This window comes from Paraburkholderia dioscoreae, assembly GCF_902459535.1.
Lineage (GTDB): Bacteria > Pseudomonadota > Gammaproteobacteria > Burkholderiales > Burkholderiaceae > Paraburkholderia > Paraburkholderia dioscoreae.
Window position 1 is genome coordinate 1,313,454 of sequence record NZ_LR699553.1, and the last position, 16,093, is coordinate 1,329,546.

At 63.9% G+C, this 16,093-nt stretch carries 17 protein-coding genes; 7 read left to right on the forward strand and 10 right to left on the reverse strand.

Annotated elements, in window-relative coordinates; genetic code table 11:
* Positions 1 to 127 precede the first annotated feature (127 nt).
* Genes PDMSB3_RS05905 through PDMSB3_RS05920 form a run of 4 tightly spaced genes read left to right on the forward strand, consistent with a single transcriptional unit; the run spans position 128 to position 4,388 of the window.
* Complete coding sequence (locus PDMSB3_RS05905) at positions 128 to 739, forward strand: DUF4126 domain-containing protein (RefSeq protein WP_007175644.1); 612 nt, start codon at positions 128 to 130, stop codon at positions 737 to 739.
* On the forward strand, positions 736 to 3,318 hold the full coding sequence (locus PDMSB3_RS05910) for an ABC transporter permease (RefSeq protein ID WP_197740215.1): 2,583 nt from the start codon (positions 736 to 738) through the stop codon (positions 3,316 to 3,318). The genes PDMSB3_RS05905 and PDMSB3_RS05910 overlap by 4 nt, the downstream gene beginning before the upstream one ends.
* A gap of 28 nt (positions 3,319 to 3,346) precedes the next feature.
* Positions 3,347 to 3,760, forward strand: a complete 414-nt coding sequence (locus PDMSB3_RS05915) for a group II truncated hemoglobin (RefSeq protein ID WP_007175642.1) — start codon at positions 3,347 to 3,349, stop codon at positions 3,758 to 3,760.
* Complete coding sequence (locus tag PDMSB3_RS05920; protein WP_007175641.1) at positions 3,753 to 4,388, forward strand: DUF924 family protein; 636 nt, start codon at positions 3,753 to 3,755, stop codon at positions 4,386 to 4,388. The genes PDMSB3_RS05915 and PDMSB3_RS05920 overlap by 8 nt, the downstream gene beginning before the upstream one ends.
* Before the next feature lie 144 nt (positions 4,389 to 4,532).
* On the opposite strand, the gene PDMSB3_RS05925 is transcribed toward PDMSB3_RS05920, so the two are convergent.
* The 10 genes from PDMSB3_RS05925 to PDMSB3_RS05970 all read right to left on the reverse strand — a co-directional run bounded on the left by PDMSB3_RS05925 (position 4,533) and on the right by PDMSB3_RS05970 (position 12,147).
* Positions 4,533 to 5,279 carry an SDR family oxidoreductase gene (locus PDMSB3_RS05925; RefSeq protein ID WP_007175640.1) on the reverse strand — a complete coding sequence of 249 codons (747 nt, stop codon included), beginning with the start codon at positions 5,277 to 5,279 and terminating at the stop codon, positions 4,533 to 4,535.
* 24 nt (positions 5,280 to 5,303) lie between these two features.
* Positions 5,304 to 5,888, reverse strand: a complete 585-nt coding sequence (locus PDMSB3_RS05930) for an LOG family protein (protein ID WP_165185376.1) — start codon at positions 5,886 to 5,888, stop codon at positions 5,304 to 5,306.
* A 2-nt stretch (positions 5,889 to 5,890) separates the two neighbouring features.
* Complete coding sequence (locus PDMSB3_RS05935) at positions 5,891 to 6,616, reverse strand: TetR/AcrR family transcriptional regulator (RefSeq protein ID WP_007175638.1); 726 nt, start codon at positions 6,614 to 6,616, stop codon at positions 5,891 to 5,893.
* Between the two features lie 206 nt (positions 6,617 to 6,822).
* Positions 6,823 to 7,482: a diacylglycerol kinase gene (locus PDMSB3_RS05940; protein WP_007175637.1), complete on the reverse strand. Its 660-nt coding sequence runs from the start codon at positions 7,480 to 7,482 to the stop codon at positions 6,823 to 6,825.
* Positions 7,483 to 7,502: 20 nt separating this feature from the next.
* Positions 7,503 to 8,534 (reverse strand): glycosyltransferase family 4 protein, encoded by a 1,032-nt coding sequence (locus tag PDMSB3_RS05945; protein ID WP_007175636.1) that lies wholly within the window; start codon positions 8,532 to 8,534, stop codon positions 7,503 to 7,505.
* A gap of 30 nt (positions 8,535 to 8,564) precedes the next feature.
* The gene (locus PDMSB3_RS05950; RefSeq protein WP_007175635.1) at positions 8,565 to 9,506 is read right to left on the reverse strand and encodes a UDP-2,3-diacylglucosamine diphosphatase; all 942 of its coding nucleotides are present in this window, start codon (positions 9,504 to 9,506) and stop codon (positions 8,565 to 8,567) included.
* A 336-nt stretch (positions 9,507 to 9,842) separates the two neighbouring features.
* Positions 9,843 to 10,364: an RDD family protein gene (locus tag PDMSB3_RS05955; protein WP_035516326.1), complete on the reverse strand. Its 522-nt coding sequence runs from the start codon at positions 10,362 to 10,364 to the stop codon at positions 9,843 to 9,845.
* 13 nt (positions 10,365 to 10,377) lie between these two features.
* A complete protein-coding gene (locus tag PDMSB3_RS05960) occupies positions 10,378 to 11,142 on the reverse strand; it encodes a DUF3106 domain-containing protein (RefSeq protein ID WP_007175633.1) in 765 nt (254 codons plus the stop codon).
* A gap of 16 nt (positions 11,143 to 11,158) precedes the next feature.
* On the reverse strand, positions 11,159 to 11,587 hold the full coding sequence (locus PDMSB3_RS05965; RefSeq protein ID WP_007175632.1) for a DUF3619 family protein: 429 nt from the start codon (positions 11,585 to 11,587) through the stop codon (positions 11,159 to 11,161).
* A complete protein-coding gene (locus PDMSB3_RS05970; RefSeq protein WP_011487480.1) occupies positions 11,584 to 12,147 on the reverse strand; it encodes an RNA polymerase sigma factor in 564 nt (187 codons plus the stop codon). Before PDMSB3_RS05970 ends, PDMSB3_RS05965 begins: the two co-directional genes overlap by 4 nt.
* Positions 12,148 to 12,499: 352 nt before the next feature.
* Here PDMSB3_RS05970 and PDMSB3_RS05975 point away from each other — a divergent pair, with 352 nt between their 5' ends.
* From PDMSB3_RS05975 to ilvC, 3 genes are all read left to right on the forward strand, one after another.
* A complete protein-coding gene (locus PDMSB3_RS05975; RefSeq protein WP_007175630.1) occupies positions 12,500 to 14,263 on the forward strand; it encodes an acetolactate synthase 3 catalytic subunit in 1,764 nt (587 codons plus the stop codon).
* A gap of 134 nt (positions 14,264 to 14,397) precedes the next feature.
* Entirely contained in the window at positions 14,398 to 14,889 is a 492-nt protein-coding gene (gene ilvN, locus PDMSB3_RS05980) for an acetolactate synthase small subunit (RefSeq protein WP_007175629.1), read from the forward strand.
* 121 nt (positions 14,890 to 15,010) lie between these two features.
* Positions 15,011 to 16,027, forward strand: coding sequence for a ketol-acid reductoisomerase (ilvC, locus tag PDMSB3_RS05985; protein WP_007175628.1), 1,017 nt, complete (start codon positions 15,011 to 15,013; stop codon positions 16,025 to 16,027).
* Positions 16,028 to 16,093 lie beyond the last annotated feature (66 nt).

The window sequence follows — 16,093 nt, forward strand, 5'->3', positions numbered from 1 at the left end:
CCAACCTGAAATTGTCCGCGGCCCATTTGGCGCGGCCGGCTTGGCGCGGGTCTGACGATTTCGGCGTGGCTCATCCATGATTGGCCCGTCGAAGCGCCCGGCACGCACAGCGCGCCCGGAGGCGGCCATGCTTGAATCACTTTCGCTCGCTGCGGGCCTCTCATGGGGCAGCGGTCTGCGCCTCTATCTGACGGTCCTGTTGGCCGGCGTATTCGCCCGTCTCGGCCTCGTCCATCTTCCCGATACGCTGTCCGCGCTGTCTTCGCCGTGGGTAATCGGCGTGGCGGGCGTGCTGACCGTCACCGAATTCCTCGCCGACAAGATCCCCGCGTTCGATTCGCTGTGGGACGCGGTCCATACCTTCATTCGCATTCCGGCGGGCGCCGTGCTGGCAGCCGGCGCGCTCGGCCATGCCGATCCGGCGCTGCTGACCGTGGCCGCGCTCGCGGGCGGCACGCTGGCGGGCACGGCGCATCTCGCCAAAGCCGGCACGCGCGCACTGATCAACCTTTCGCCGGAACCGGTGTCGAATGTCGTGACCTCGACCGCTGAAGACGGGCTCGTGTTCGGCGGCATGCTGCTCGCGCTGTTCGTGCCGCTCGTCTTTCTGGTGTTGATGGTGGGCTTCCTGATGCTGGCCGGCTGGGCATTGCCGCGGCTCTGGCGCGGCGTGCAGGGCGGTTTTCGCGGCATGGCGACGCACATGGTGTCGCGCTTTGCCAGGAGCAGGCACGATTGAGCGATACGGTACGGGGTTCCACGGCGCGCACGGCTTCACCTTCGACGCGCCGGTTCGGCGGTATGGATCTGTTGCGTCAGTCCGTGCGCATGACGTCGCGCGACTGGCGCGCCGGCGAATTGACGATGCTGCTGCTGGCGCTCGTGCTGGCCGTGGCGGCTTTATCGAGTGTCGGCTTTCTGGCTGACCGTCTGCATCAGGGGCTTGAGCGCGACGCGCGGCGTATGATCGCCGCTGACTTCATCGTGCGGGCCGATCATCCGGTCGATCCGCAATTCGCCGGACAGGCCAAAGCGCTTGGTCTGAACACCGCCAGCACGGCGATCTTTCCCAGCATGATCAATTCGACCGGCGCGCAGCCGGTCTCGCGGCTCGCCGCCATCAAGGCTGTATCGCCGGGTTATCCGTTGCGCGGCGCGTTGCGCATTGCCTCGGCGCCGGGTGCGGCGGACTATCCGGCGCGATCCATTCCGCCGCCGGGCGTCGTGTGGGTCGATCAGGCGCTGCTCGACGCTTTGAAGCTGCATGTCGGCGATACGGTGAAAGTCGGCAACCGCAACTTCACGATCGGCGCGGTGATCACGCGTGAGCTCGACCGCGGCTTCTCGTTCGTCAATTTTTCGCCGCGCCTGATGCTGCGCGTCGACGACGTGCCGTCCACCGGCCTCATCACCTACGGCAGCCGCGTGACCTATCGCCTGCTGGTCGCGGGGGCGGACGAGTCGGTGGCGCGTTTCGCGCAGTTCGCGCACGACCGGGTGGACGGCGGCAAGATGCGCGGCGTCGCGCTCGAATCGTTGCAGGACGGCCAGCCGCAAGTGCGCCAGACGCTCGACCGCGCGAGTCACTTCCTCACGCTCGTCTCGCTGCTCACCGCGTTGCTGGCGGCCGTGGCGATTGCGATGGCCGCGCATCGGTACATGCGCCGGCATCTGGACGGCTGTGCGGTGATGCGCTGCCTCGGCGTCAGTCAGACGACACTGCGCGCGCTCTTCACGCTCGAATTCGTGGGGTTGGGTTTGATCGGCGGTGCGCTGGGTGTGGCGCTCGGTTATCTGGGGCATCTCGCGCTGCTCACATGGCTCGGCAGTCTGATCGATGTCGCGTTGCCGTACCCGAGCGCATGGCCGGCGCTCGAAGGCATCGCGGCCGGTCTCGTGCTGTTGCTGGGCTTCGCGCTGCCGCCGCTGTTGCCGCTCACGCGCGTACCGCCGGTGCGCGTGCTGCGCCGCGAATGGGGCGAAGCGGGGCGCACGGCATGGGCGGCTTACGCGCTCGGCATCGTGCTGTTCGCCGCGCTGCTGATCGTCGCGGCCGGCGAGTTGAAGCTCGGCGGGATCGTGGCGGGCGGCTTCGCGGGCGGGCTGCTGGTGTTCGCGTGCATCGCGCGGCTGGCGCTGTGGGGCGCGGCGCGCCTCGTGCGCAGCGAGCGCGTGAATGCGGGGATCGGCTGGCGTTATGCGCTGGCATCGCTCGAACGGCGCAGCAGCGCGAGCGCATTGCAGATCACCGCGCTCGGCATCGGCCTGATGTGCCTGTTGCTGATCGCCATGACGCGTAACGACCTCGTGGCCGGCTGGCGCAAATCGACGCCGCCCGATGCGCCCAACGAATTCATCATCGACATCCAGCCCGATCAGCGTGACGCCGTTACGCAGTATCTGAGCGCGCATGGCTTACCCGGCACGGTGCTTTCGCCGATGGTGCGCGGCCGGCTGACGGCGATCAACGGCAAGCCGGTCAATCCGGATTCGTTCAAGGGCGACGACGCCAAACGTCTCGTGGACCGCGAGTTCAATCTGTCGTACACCACCGAGTTGCCCGACGACAACCGCCTCGCCGCCGGCACGTGGTACGGCGACACGAAAACGCCGCAGATTTCGATCGAGCAGGGGCTTGCCAAGCTGATCAACGTGAAGCCCGGCGACATGCTGCGTTTCGACGTGACCGGCTTGCAGATCGACGCGCCGGTCACGAGTGTGCGCAAGCTCGACTGGGGTTCGTTCAAGGTCAACTTTTTCGTGCTGATGCCGCCCGCGGCGCTGCAGGATTTCCCGGCGACGTTCATTACCAGTTTCCATCTGCCGCAGGAAAAGCAGTCGACCATCGACGGCCTGATCGCCGCCTATCCGAACCTCACGGCGATCGATACCGGGCCGATTCTCGCGCAGGTGCAGCGCGTGCTGCAGCAGGTGATCGGCGCGGTGCAGTTCCTGTTTGCGTTCACGCTCGCGGCGGGCGTGCTCGTGCTGTACGCGGCGCTCGCCGGCACGCGCGATGAGCGCATGCGAGAATCCGCGCTGCTGCGCGCGCTGGGGGCGTCGCATCGTCAGGTGCGCTCGGTGCAGATCGCCGAGTTTGTCGCGGTAGGCGCGCTGGCGGGTCTGATGGCGGCGGTAGGCGCGCAGGCGATCGGCTACGTGCTGGCCACGCGCGTATTCGAGTTCTATCTGAGCTTCAATCCGTGGCTGCTGCCGGCGGGCATTGGCGCCGGCATAGCGTGTGCCGGCGTGGGCGGCTGGCTGAGCTTGCGGCATGTGCTGGCGCGTCCGGCGTTGCAATCGCTGCGGGACGCGTGAATTCTTATTTTCTGGTTGATGAGTGGGTATGAGCGATTTGAACGACGAAGTGTCCGCGGCGCAGCCGACGGCCTTCGAACTGGTGGGCGGCGAAGCGCGCGTGCGCGAACTGGTTGACCGCTTTTACGATCTGATGGATCTCGAAGCGGATTTCGCCGGAATCCGGGCTTTGCATCCGCAATCGCTCGACGGTTCGCGCGACAAGCTGTTCTGGTTTTTGTGCGGATGGATGGGCGGCCCGGATCATTACATCAGCCGGTTCGGTCATCCGCGTTTGCGCGCGCGGCATCTGCCGTTCGCGATCGCCTCCAGCGAGCGGGATCAGTGGCTCAGGTGCATGGCGTGGGCGATGGAAGATGTGGGTCTTGCCGAGCCGCTGAGGGAACGCCTGCTCGGCTCGTTTTTCGAAACGGCTGACTGGATGCGCAACCGGAATGGTTGAGAAGGTCGGCCATGCCGGTCGCACGGCTTCACCGGACTATGCCGCTCTGCCTCAGCAGGTCCTTGAGGTTCTCGACTGCTGGTTCGGCGCACCGGGCACGCCGGAGTTCGGCAGCGCTCGCAAATGCTGGTTTTCACGCGACCAGGCGTTCGACACGATGCTGCGGCAACGCTTCGGTACCCTGATCGATGCGGCAAGCGAGTCCATGCTCGACCACTGGGCGGCAACGCCGCTCGGCGCGTTGTCGCTCGTCATCGTGCTGGACCAGTTTTCCCGCAATTGTCATCGCGGCACATCGCGCGCATTCGCTGCGGATCAGAAAGCACTGCGCACCGCGCAGCAGATGATCGCAAGGGGAGCCGACTGCCTGTTGCCTGGCGTGCATCATCGCGCGTTCGCCTATCTGCCTTTCGAGCATGATGAAACGATCGCGAGTCAGCGCGAGTCGGTGCGTCTGTTCAAGCAGTTGGCAGCGGAGCCGGGCGGCGCGTCGTATTACCGGTCCGCTGTGCGGCACGCGCAAGTCATCGAGCGATTCGGGCGCTTTCCGCATCGCAATGCGCTGCTTGGGCGTTCCTCGACGACCCAAGAAACCGCGTTCCTGCGCGAACCCGGCTCGTCGTTCTAGACACAAGGCAAACGCATACGACGCTGTTTCTATCAGGCGAGTGCAGCCGCTGACATACGCACGAACACCCGCACGAACACCCGCACGAACACCCGCACGAACACCCGCATCACGACAAGGAACGTTGCAGGAGCAAAGCAGCCTCTAGCGGCCGCCGGACACGTCGAGCAAAGCACCCGTCACATACGAGGCGGCGTCGCTCAGCAACCAGACGATGGTTTCGGCCACTTCGCCGGCCGTGCCGGGACGGCCCAGCGGTGTGGTCGCGCCGAGTTGCACGGCGCGCTCGGGCTTGCCGCCGCTCGCGTGGATCTCGGTGTCGATGAGACCGGGGCGCACTGCGTTCACGCGCACGCCTCGCGGACCAAGTTCCCTGGCAAGGCCGAGCGTCATCGTATCGACGGCGCCTTTCGAGCCGGCATAGTCGACATATTCGTTCGGTGAACCGAGACGCGACGCCGCCGACGAAACGTTGACGATCACGCCGCCCGCGCCGCCGCGATCGGTCGACATGCGCCGCGCGGCTTCGCGCGCGCAGAGATACGCGCCCAGCACGTTGACGTCGAACATGCGCTTCAGGCGCGCGAGGTCCATGTCGGCGAGCTGGCTGGAAGGCGCGACGATTCCAGCGTTGTTGACGAGCGCATCGAGCCGCCCGAACTTCTGCTGGAGCGCGTCGAACATGGCGAGCACGTGGGCTTCGTTGGCGACGTCGCCGGCGATCGTCAGCGCGCGGCCACCGGCGCGTTCCACTTCGGCGGCGGTGTCCTGCGCAGCGGCGAGATTACGCGCGTAATTCACGCCGACGGACCAGCCGCGCGCGCCCAGCAAACGCGCGGTTGCGCGGCCAATGCCGCGGCTGCCACCGGTGATCAGAACGGCTTTCGTCATCGCAACCTCATGGTTCGGGCAGAGTCAGACCGCGTCGCGGCTGATTGCCCACTTGTCGCTGGCGGGTGGCTGATAGCGTTGCAGCTTGCCGATCAGCGCGGCAGGATCGGCGTCGATCTGCAGGATGTCGAAATAGTTCTGGCGCATGAAACCTTCTTCGACGGTGTGCTGCAACAGCTTGATCAGCGGGTCGTAGAAGCCGTCGATATTCAGCAGCGCCACCGCTTTCTGGTGATAGCCGAGTTGCGCCCATGTGTAGACTTCGAACAGCTCTTCAAGCGTGCCCGCGCCGCCCGGCATCGCGACGAACGCGTCGGACAGGTCGGCCATCATCTTCTTGCGATGATGCATGTCGGGCACCACATGCAGTTCGGTCAGGCCGTCGTGGCCGACTTCCTTGTTGACCAGAAGCTCGGGAATCACACCGATCGCACGGCCGCCTTCGGCCATCACCGTGTCGGCGATCACGCCCATCAGGCCGACCTTGCCGCCGCCGTAGACGAGCGCGAGATCGGCTTGCACCAGCGCGCGGCCAAAGGCGCGCGCGGCTTGCGCGTACAACGGTTTGGCCCCGCTGGAGGAGCCGCAATACACACACACCGACTTCATGCTCAGGCGTCCTTCGGTTCGTTGCGGGGCGCGGCGCCTTCCTTGGGCGGCAGGTAGTCGTAAAACTCGCGCTTGGGCAGCTTGCCCGACACGAGATCGTCGAAAATCTGCCGCGAGCGGCCGCGCAGATAAGGTGCCATCAGCGACACGATCTGCACGCTCACCTGGTGCAGTTCCGCGCGAATCGCTTCCTGCTCGTTGTATTTGCGCGGGTTCATCACGAACTGATACGACAGCCAGTACGTGCCGATCACGCCGACGTTGGTGGCGATCACTTGCAGCTCTTCCGGCGTGGCGACCATTTCGCCGTCGGCCACGAGCTGTTCGCAGAACTGGCTCGCAAAACGCACCTTGTGGCTGATGATCTGCTTGAAATGCGTTTCGAGCGTGCGATTGCGTGCCAGCAGATCGTTCAGATCACGGTACAGGAAACGATAGCGCCAGGTGAAATCGACCATGTACTGCAGGTACGACCACATTTCGTCGATGGTCGCGCGGTGGTCGTCGGGGAAACGCAGACGCTTTTCGATCTCCTGCTCGAACTGGCTGAAGATGCTGTTGATGATGTCGTCTTTGTTGCGGAAGTGGTAGTACAGGTTGCCTGGACTGATTTCCATTTCCTCGGCGATCGTCGTCGTCGTGACGTTCGGCTCGCCGATTTCGTTGAACAGTTTCAACGACAGTTCGAGAATCCGTTCGCGCGTGCGGCGGGGAGGTTTGGCTTCCATGTCGTCCGGCCCTGGTTACGCCGGGCTGGGACGCACGGCGGCGTGCCGCTCTTCGCGTGATCCGCCCGGACGCGGTTGGTGTATCGAACGATTATAAACCGAGCGTTCTTATGCCAAGGGGATACTCAGGGTTTTCATTCATCGAGGCGATGTCGCGTGTGGTTCGACGGCGGCATGGCCGCACAAAAGCGGCTCGCGGCACGACCTCACAGCCATGCCTTGAGCCATTGCACGACGAGCGGCCCGACGATCAGCAACCACGTCATCAGGCACATGCCGAGCGCGACCATCACGGCCGCGCTGCCGAGATCCTTGGCGCGTCGCGAGAGTTCGTGGCGTTCGAGCGAAATCCGGTCGATGGCCGCCTCCACGCTCGAATTGAGCAGCTCGACGATCAGCACGAGCAGCACGGAGCCGAGCAGCAAGACGCGCGACACCGGATCGACCGGCACCAGCACGCCGCACGGAATCAGGATCGCTGCGAGCGTGAGTTCCTGGCGAAACGCGCTTTCCTCGCGAATCGCCACGCGAAAGCCGGCGAGTGAGTTTTTCATCGCGTGCCACGCGCGCGTGACGCCGCGATTGCCCTTGTACGGATTGAAGGGCAGGGGCGCGAGCGGATCGTCGGGACTGAGCGGTTCATGCGGCGCGTCGTGTTGCACGTCGTGTTGCGTGCCGGGCTGCGTGTCGTGTGCCGTGCTTTTGGCAACGCTCGCGCCGTTAAAGCCGTTCAAACCATGCGCGCGATCTGCATGATTCGGCGCGCCCGGTTCGCTCACGTCGTCGAACGGTTCGATGCTGTCGGTATCGACGGCACGCAGCGCGCCGTTCGACGCGCGTGCCGCGCTGGAGGGTCTGGTTCGCATGGACAGCTCCGCGCGCCGCGTCATGCGGCGGCGCTTTCCTCGCGGTACGCTGCGCGCGGGAGCGGCTTCAGATGCGCGGCGAACTGCTCGGAGGCCGCCCCCCAAGAGAAGCGTTCGGCCCACGCGCGCGCATGATTGCGATCGATCTTCAGGGCTTCCAGGCAGGCTTCGCGCAGATCCTCGTGCATTGCACCCGCGCCGCCTTCGCCGAGCACGTCGATCGGACCGGTGACCGGATACGCCGCGACCGGCGTGCCGCAGGCAAGCGCTTCGAGCAACACGAGTCCGAACGTGTCGGTACGGCTCGGGAATACGAAGACGTCCGCCGCCGCATAGACCTTCGCGAGCTCAGCCTGCGTAAGCACGCCCAGGTAATTCGCTTGCGGATAACGGGACTTCAGTTCGGCGAGCGCCGGGCCTTCGCCGGCAACCCACTTCGAGCCGGGCAGATCGAGCTTCAGAAATGCCTCGACGTTTTTCTCGACCGCCACGCGTCCCACGTACAGAAAAATCGGCCGGGCGGTGTTGAGCACCTTCGAGTCCATCTGGTGAAAGATGTCCAGGTCGACGCCGCGCGTCCACAGCACGACGTTGGTGAAGCCGAACTTTTCGAGGTCTGTCTTGACGACCGGCGTGGGCGCCATCACGGCCAGCGACGGCTTGTGGAACCAGTGCAGGAACTTGTAGGTCGCGGCGAGCGGCATGCCGAAGCGCGCCTGCACGTACTCCGGAAAACGCGTGTGATAAGCGGTCGTGAACGGCAGCTTGTGCTGGATCGCGTAGGCGCGCGCGGCCATGCCGAGCGGACCTTCGGTGGCGATGTGCAAGGCGTCGGGCGCGAAGGCGTCGATACGCTGGCGCAGCTTGCGGCGCGGCAGCAGCGACAGACGGATCTCCGGATACGTCGGGCAAGGGATCGTCCTGAATTCGAGCGGTGTCAGCAGATCGACGCGGTGGCCGAGCGCGCTCAGTTCGCGCGTGGTGTTTTTCAGCGTGCGTACGACGCCATTGACCTGCGGTTCCCACGCATCGGTGACGATCATGATCTTCATCGGTTTTGGCCCAATAGAAGTTAAGAGGGATTACGCGGTCGCCCGGGCCTTTTGCACGCCCACTTCCGGGGAGCGCATCACGGTCCAGTAGATCACCTTCAATTCGCCTTCATACGTCTCGACGAGTGCCGACAGGCTTTCGACCCAGTCGCCGTCGTTGCAATACAGCACGCCGTCGATATCGCGTATCTCGGCTTTGTGGATGTGTCCGCAGACCACGCCGTCGCAGCCGCGGCGGCGCGCTTCGTCGGTCATCACGCGTTCGAACGACGAGATGAAATTCACCGCGTTCTTCACCTGATGCTTCAGGTACTGCGACAGCGACCAATAGGGAAAACCGAGCCGGCTGCGGATCCGGTTGAACCAGCGGTTCAGGATCAGGATCATCGTGTAGAGCGTGTCGCCGAGGTAGGCGAGCCACTTGGCGTGCTGGATCACGCCGTCGAACAGATCGCCATGCACGATCCACAGACGCTTGCCGGCGAGCGTGGTGTGAAACGCCTCGCCGCGCACGTGGATGTCGCCGAACGCGAGGTCGCAGAACTGGCGCGCGGCTTCGTCGTGATTGCCGGGCACGTAGATCACCTGGGTGCCTTTGCGCGCCTTGCGCAGCACTTTCTGCACGACGTCGTTGTGCGCCTGCGGCCAGTACCAGCCTTTCTTCAACTGCCAGCCGTCGATGATGTCGCCGACCAGGTACAGATACTCCGACTCGTTGTGGCGCAGGAAATCGAGCAGATAGGGCGCCTGGCAGCCGCTCGAGCCGAGATGGATGTCGGAGAGCCAGATGGTGCGGTAGCGGTGGGGCGCGGCGTGGTCGTCGTCGTGCTGACCGGCGTTGACGTCGAACGGCAGTGGCGCCACGGGCAACGGCAAGCCGTGACCCTGATTGGGTTCCGGGTGGAACGCGACGGAGTCGACGCTCGGGCCGGTCTGGCGGAACAGGGAAGTCGCGGACGTTTTGGGGTCCATGGCTCACGCGTCGAGTTGCGGTGTGCGTATTGGGCCGGGTGTGCGTGACTGTGCCATGACAGTCATGAGAAGTTCTTATTACTGCGCGGCGCGGGGGAGATGAGGCGGTGGGGTGGGATGCGGGACGATGAGGTGCGAGAGGCGGGGAAACGGGAGAGGCGTGGAGAGCGAGAGGCGGGGAAACGGGAGACGCAGCACGGTGCGATGAGCGATGAAGCGGAAGACGCGGCGAATTGCGGGAGGCGGAACTCAGCGCGCGACAGGCCGGCTGGCGCGGCTCGCACGATGTGGTGTCGATCGACAGGAGCGCGAATAATCGGCCGGCTAGCCGACCGCTCAGCGCGAGACGCTGACGACCCGTGTGCCGGCGAGGCGATCGTGCAGGAACTGGCGCAGCGGATCGAACCGGCCGGTGGCGGCCCACAGTACGAACCAGATGCCGGCGATCAGCAAGGTTTGCGGCAGCGTGAGCCCAAGCAGCGGATGCAGCGCGAGCGGTGGCAGAAACCACAGCCACGCAAGCACGTAGCGAGCGATGGCGCGGCCGGCGGAGAGCGGCGCGCCGTTTGCGGCGACGACGCGCAGGCGCCAGGTTTTCATCGGCAGGGTCTGGCCGCTGTGAGTCCAGAACCAGACGAAATACACGCCGACCACCACGCCGATCCATGCCGCCAGCAGGTTGTGATGAGTCAACCCATTGCGTTGCTGCGTTAGCGTGCTGAACAGATAGCCGGCGACGAACACCACGCCGAACAGGATCAGCGCTTCGTAGAGCAGCGCCGCGAGACGCCGCCGGACGGTGGGCACGCTGCCGCTCGTATCAGCGGGTGATGCCGGAGTCGTGAGCGGCTGGGACACAGTCGGGCGCCGGTCAGGAGCCGTTGAAGATCGACGGCGCTTCGGCCGGCGAAACGGGCAGTGGCGTAGCGGGCACGAAGCTGCCGGCGGCGGGCACCGGCGGCGCGGCGGCCGGGCTCGGCAACGACGCGGCTGCGGCTACCGCGGCGCTTGCCGCCGCGGCGCCGCTCGCGCCGTGCTCACGCGCATTGACGAGGCGGTCGAGCCCTTTGATCTCAGTGCGGCCCGAGGGCGGCGCGCTGACCACGCTGGGCCGCCGCTTACGCTCGCTGGCGGCGAGCCGCTCCTTCTGCTCTTCGGGCAACTGCTGATAGGCCTTCCACGCGTTCTGACGGGTTTCGCGCGGCAATTCCTTCGACACCTGATAGTTTTCGCGCGCGACACGCCGCTGATCGGGCGTCATGCGGGTCCACTCGGTCATGCGTTCATGCAGGCGTTTTTGTGCATCCGGCGACATCTTCGGATAACGCGACGCGATCTTGATCCATTTGCGCTTGCGTTCTTCGCTAAACGAATCCCATTGGGATTCGAACGGTGCGAGAGCGATATGCTCGGCCGCGGTCAGGTGCGACCACGCCATCGGGCTGTTGCTGCCAGGCAGGCTGGGCAATTCGACGGCGAGCGTGGGCGCGGGCGCCTTGGCGGTGGCGTTGCCGCCCGCAACGGGGGCGCTAACAGCGGACGGGCCCGGATAAAAGCGCGGATATGTCGCGGCAAACGACACCAGCGCCGCGATCGTGCATCCGAAAACAACGGCCAGGCCGCGCTTGTAACTCACCCGGAAAATCTCCCGCTCAGTGGGCGCGTGAAAGGTACGCGTTGAAACCGTGGTCGAGATAGGCATTGAGCGGCAGGTCGTCGCTTAGCATGGCGGCATCGATATCGGCGAGCTCGGCGGTGCGTTGCTGGTCTTCCCAGTAGGCAATGCCCACGAGGCTGACGACCAGCGCGGCGAGCGGCCACGCAAGGGCAAAGCGGCGCAGCGGCGAACGGCGGCGCTGCGGCAGTTCGACCTGCGGCATGCCGGCGGACATGCCCGCAGCGGCGAAGGCCGGCACGAACACGGGCGCGCTCACGGTTTCGGGCTTCTTGCGGGCGAGCGCGGCACGGCGCGCCGCGGCGAGCCGATCGACGGCGGCAGACGGAATATTGGCAGCGTTTTCGTCGAGCGCGCGGCGCACCTGGCGGGCGAACTCGAGTTCTTTCGTTTCGAGGGAGCTCATAGCGTGATTCCTTTGGCCTTGAGCGCTTGCGCCAGCGTGTGGGTGGCCCGCGAGCAGTGCGTTTTCACACTGCCTTCGGAGCAGCCCATTGCGGCGGCAGTCTCGGCGACATCCATATCTTCCCAATAACGCATGAGAAACGCCTCCCGTTGACGTGCCGGTAATTTTTGGATCTCGTCGTCGATTAACTGCAGAACCTGTTCGCGTTCGAGTTTCTGTTCGTTGCTCTCGGCGCCCGCCGAGCCCTGCTGTGCCTCGAATGTTTCGAGGGGGTCGAATTCGTCGTCGTCGGCGTTGCCGAGCGAAGAAAACAGACTAACCCAAGTATTGCGCACTTTGGCACGACGGAAATAGTCGTGCATCGCATTCTGGAGAATACGCTGAAACAGGAGCGGAAGTTCGGCGGCCGGACGATCGCCGTATTTTTCGGCGAGCTTGATCATCGCGTCCTGCACGATGTCGAGCGAGGCGTCGTCGTCCCGCACGGCGTAGACCGTCTGCTTGAATGCGCGCCTTTCGACGCCCGCCAGAAAATCGGCGAGTTCCTTGTCTGATGCCATCCGTTTGGGGGTCGGCGCAGCGAGCGTGCGCGTAATCGGTCGAAAAATGTCGTAAAACTCGCGGATGCTAACAAACTTTTGCGCCGCGCGGGCGAAACGTGATTCACCTTGCATCTCGATAACAGCCTTCCGGTCAATATCGCGAGTCCGGCGCAGCGCACCCAGGCAATATTTGCTTGACCGCGCGGGCGTCTGCAGATATCGTCGCTGGTTCGCAACATAAGTGACTTGTCTCATTGAGGTGTGGCCCAAGAAGCTCACCTGTCAACTGGACGCGCCGCTTGAACCCGAGCCACAAGCCCGGCAGAGAGCACCCGATCAATTTTTTGCCGAAAATTCGAAAGGTGAATAAATGAATATGCCCAGCGCGGAATTCTCCACGTCGGATACGACCCCTCATCCCGAAGCTGACTCTATCGGCGCCACCGTGCTTATGAAAGCACTGGCCGACGAAGAGGTCGAGTTTGTCTGGGGCTATCCCGGCGGCTCGGTACTCTACATTTACGACGAGCTGTACAAGCAGGACAAATTCCAGCACATCCTCGTGCGTCACGAGCAGGCCGCGGTCCACGCCGCCGACGCCTACGCGCGTTCCACCGGCAAGGTCGGTGTGTGCCTCGTGACCTCCGGCCCCGGCGTCACCAATGCGGTGACCGGCATCGCCACCGCCTACATGGATTCGATTCCGATGGTGGTGATCAGCGGCCAGGTGCCGACTGCCGCGATCGGCCAGGATGCGTTCCAGGAATGCGACACGGTCGGTATCACACGCCCTTGCGTGAAGCACAACTTCCTCGTGAAGGACGTGCGCGACCTCGCCGCCACCGTCAAGAAAGCCTTCTACATTGCCCGTACCGGCCGTCCCGGCCCGGTGCTGATCGACATTCCGAAAGACGTGTCGAAGGCGCCTTGCCAGTACGAACCGCTCAAGAGCGTGTCGCTGCGCTCGTACAACCCGGTCACGAAGGGCCACTCCGGCCAGATCCGCAAAGCGGTCGCGCTGTTGCTGTCGGCCAAGCGTCCGTACATCTATACCGGCGGCGGCATCATTCTCGCGGACGCATCGCGTGAGTTGAACCAGTTCGCCGACCTGCTCGGCTACCCGGTCACCAATACGTTGATGGGTCTGGGCGGCTACCGCGCGAGCGACAAGAAATTCCTCGGCATGCTCGGCATGCACGGCACGTACGAAGCCAACATGGCGATGCAGCACTGCGACGTGCTGATCGCGATCGGCGCGCGTTTCGACGACCGTGTGATCGGCGACCCGGCGCACTTCGCGTCGCGTCCGCGCAAGATCATCCATATCGACATCGATCCGTCCTCCATCTCCAAGCGCGTCAAGGTCGACATTCCGATCGTCGGCGACGTGAAGGAAGTGCTGAAGGAGCTGATCGAGCAGCTGCAAACGGCCGAGCATGGCCCGGACACCGCGGCGCTCGCCGATTGGTGGAAGGACATCGAAGCCTGGCGCGCGAAAGACTGCCTCAAGTTCGACCGCAAGAGCGACATCATCAAGCCGCAGTACGTGGTGGAAAAGGCATGGGAACTGACCGACGGCAATGCCTTCGTGTGTTCCGACGTCGGCCAGCACCAGATGTGGGCGGCCCAGTTCTATCGCTTCAACAAGCCGCGCCGCTGGATCAACTCCGGTGGTCTCGGCACGATGGGCTTCGGCCTGCCGGCGGCGATGGGCGTGAAGATGGCGCACCCGGACGACGACGTGCTCTGTATCACGGGCGAAGGCTCGATCCAGATGTGTATCCAGGAGCTCTCCACCTGCAAGCAGTACGAGACTCCGGTGAAGATCATTTCGCTGAACAACCGCTATCTGGGCATGGTGCGCCAGTGGCAGCAGATCGAATACAGCAAGCGCTATTCGCATTCGTACATGGATGCGCTGCCGGATTTCGTGAAGCTCGCCGAAGCGTACGGCCACGTCGGCATGCGTATCGAACGCACGGCCGACGTCGAACCGGCGCTGAAGGAAGCGCTGCGCCTGAAAGATCGCACGGTGTTTCTCGATTTCCAGACCGATCCGACCGAAAACGTCTGGCCGATGGTTCAGGCCGGCAAGGGCATCACCGAGATGCTCATGGGTTCGGAAGATCTATAACGACGGCGCGCTTGGGTTCATTCACCTGAGCGCAGCGTTGGCTTCGTCCTGCGCGCCTTCATGAAAGGCGACCAGCGGACGAAGCGGCGCAAACCGTTCGCAGACATCGACAAAACATCTGGAAGAAGCGAATCATGAGACACATCATTTCCGTCCTGCTGGAAAACGAACCGGGCGCGTTATCACGCGTGGTTGGTCTCTTCTCGGCACGCGGCTACAACATTGAAACCTTGACGGTGGCTCCGACCGAAGACCGTTCGCTGTCGCGCATGACCATCGTCTCCATTGGCTCGGACGACGTGATCGAACAGATCACGAAGCATCTGAACCGCCTGATCGAGGTGGTGAAAGTGGTCGACCTTACCGAGGGCGCCCACATCGAGCGCGAGCTGATGTTGATCAAGGTGAGGGCGGTCGGCAAGGAACGTGAGGAGATGAAGCGGATGTCGGATATTTTCCGCGGCCGCATCATCGACGTCACCGAAAAGACCTACACGATCGAACTGACGGGCGCGAGCGACAAGCTCGATGCCTTTATCGAAGGGCTCGACGCCACCGCGATTCTCGAAACGGTCCGCACGGGCAGTTCGGGTATCGGGCGCGGCGAGCGCATTCTGAAGGTGTGACGCGCGAGCGTTCAACTCGTCTCGATCCAGACCGGGCAGTGGCTGCACGAACCCGGTCCAGCAACAACTATATGCAGTATCTGAATCTCACTGAATCATCGAATTTAGCCAAGGAACCGACATGAAAGTTTTCTACGACAAGGACGCCGACCTCTCCCTCATCAAGGGCAAGCAAGTCACCATCATCGGCTATGGCTCGCAAGGCCATGCGCACGCGCTGAACCTGAAGGAAAGCGGCGTGAACATCACCGTCGGTCTGCGCAAGGGCGGCGCATCGTGGAGCAAGGCTGAGAACGCCGGCCTGCAGGTCAAGGAAGTGGCGGAAGCCGTCAAGGGCGCAGATGTGGTCATGATGCTGCTGCCGGACGAGCAGATCGCCGAAGTCTATGCGAAGGAAGTGCACGCCAACATCAAGCAAGGCGCGGCGCTCGCTTTCGCACACGGCTTCAACGTGCATTACGGCCAGGTGATTCCGCGTGCCGACCTCGACGTGATCATGATCGCGCCGAAGGCGCCGGGCCACACGGTTCGCGGCACCTACTCGCAAGGCGGCGGCGTGCCCCACCTGATCGCTGTCGCGCAGGACAAGTCGGGCGCAGCGCGTGACATCGCTCTCTCGTACGCTGCGGCGAACGGCGGCGGCCGTGCCGGCATCATCGAAACCAACTTCCGCGAAGAAACGGAAACCGACCTGTTCGGCGAACAGGCCGTGCTGTGCGGCGGTACGGTCGACCTGATCAAGGCCGGCTTCGAAACGCTGGTGGAAGCGGGCTACGCGCCGGAAATGGCGTACTTCGAATGCCTGCATGAACTGAAGCTGATCGTCGACCTGATCTACGAAGGCGGCATCGCGAACATGAACTACTCGATCTCGAACAACGCCGAATACGGCGAGTACGTGACGGGTCCGCGTATCGTGACGGCTGAAACGAAGAAGGCGATGAAGGCTGTGCTGACCGACATTCAAACGGGCGAGTACGCGAAGAGCTTCATCCTCGAAAACAAGGCCGGCGCGCCGACGCTGCAATCGCGCCGCCGTCTGACGGCCGAACATCAGATCGAACAGGTCGGTTCGAAGCTGCGCGCCATGATGCCGTGGATCGCGAAAAACAAGCTGGTCGATCAGTCGAAGAACTAAGCTAGTCTTGGGTTAGGTCCGGCGCGGCGCTGTGCCGCAACAGCCGGACAAATCAAAAAGCCGTCC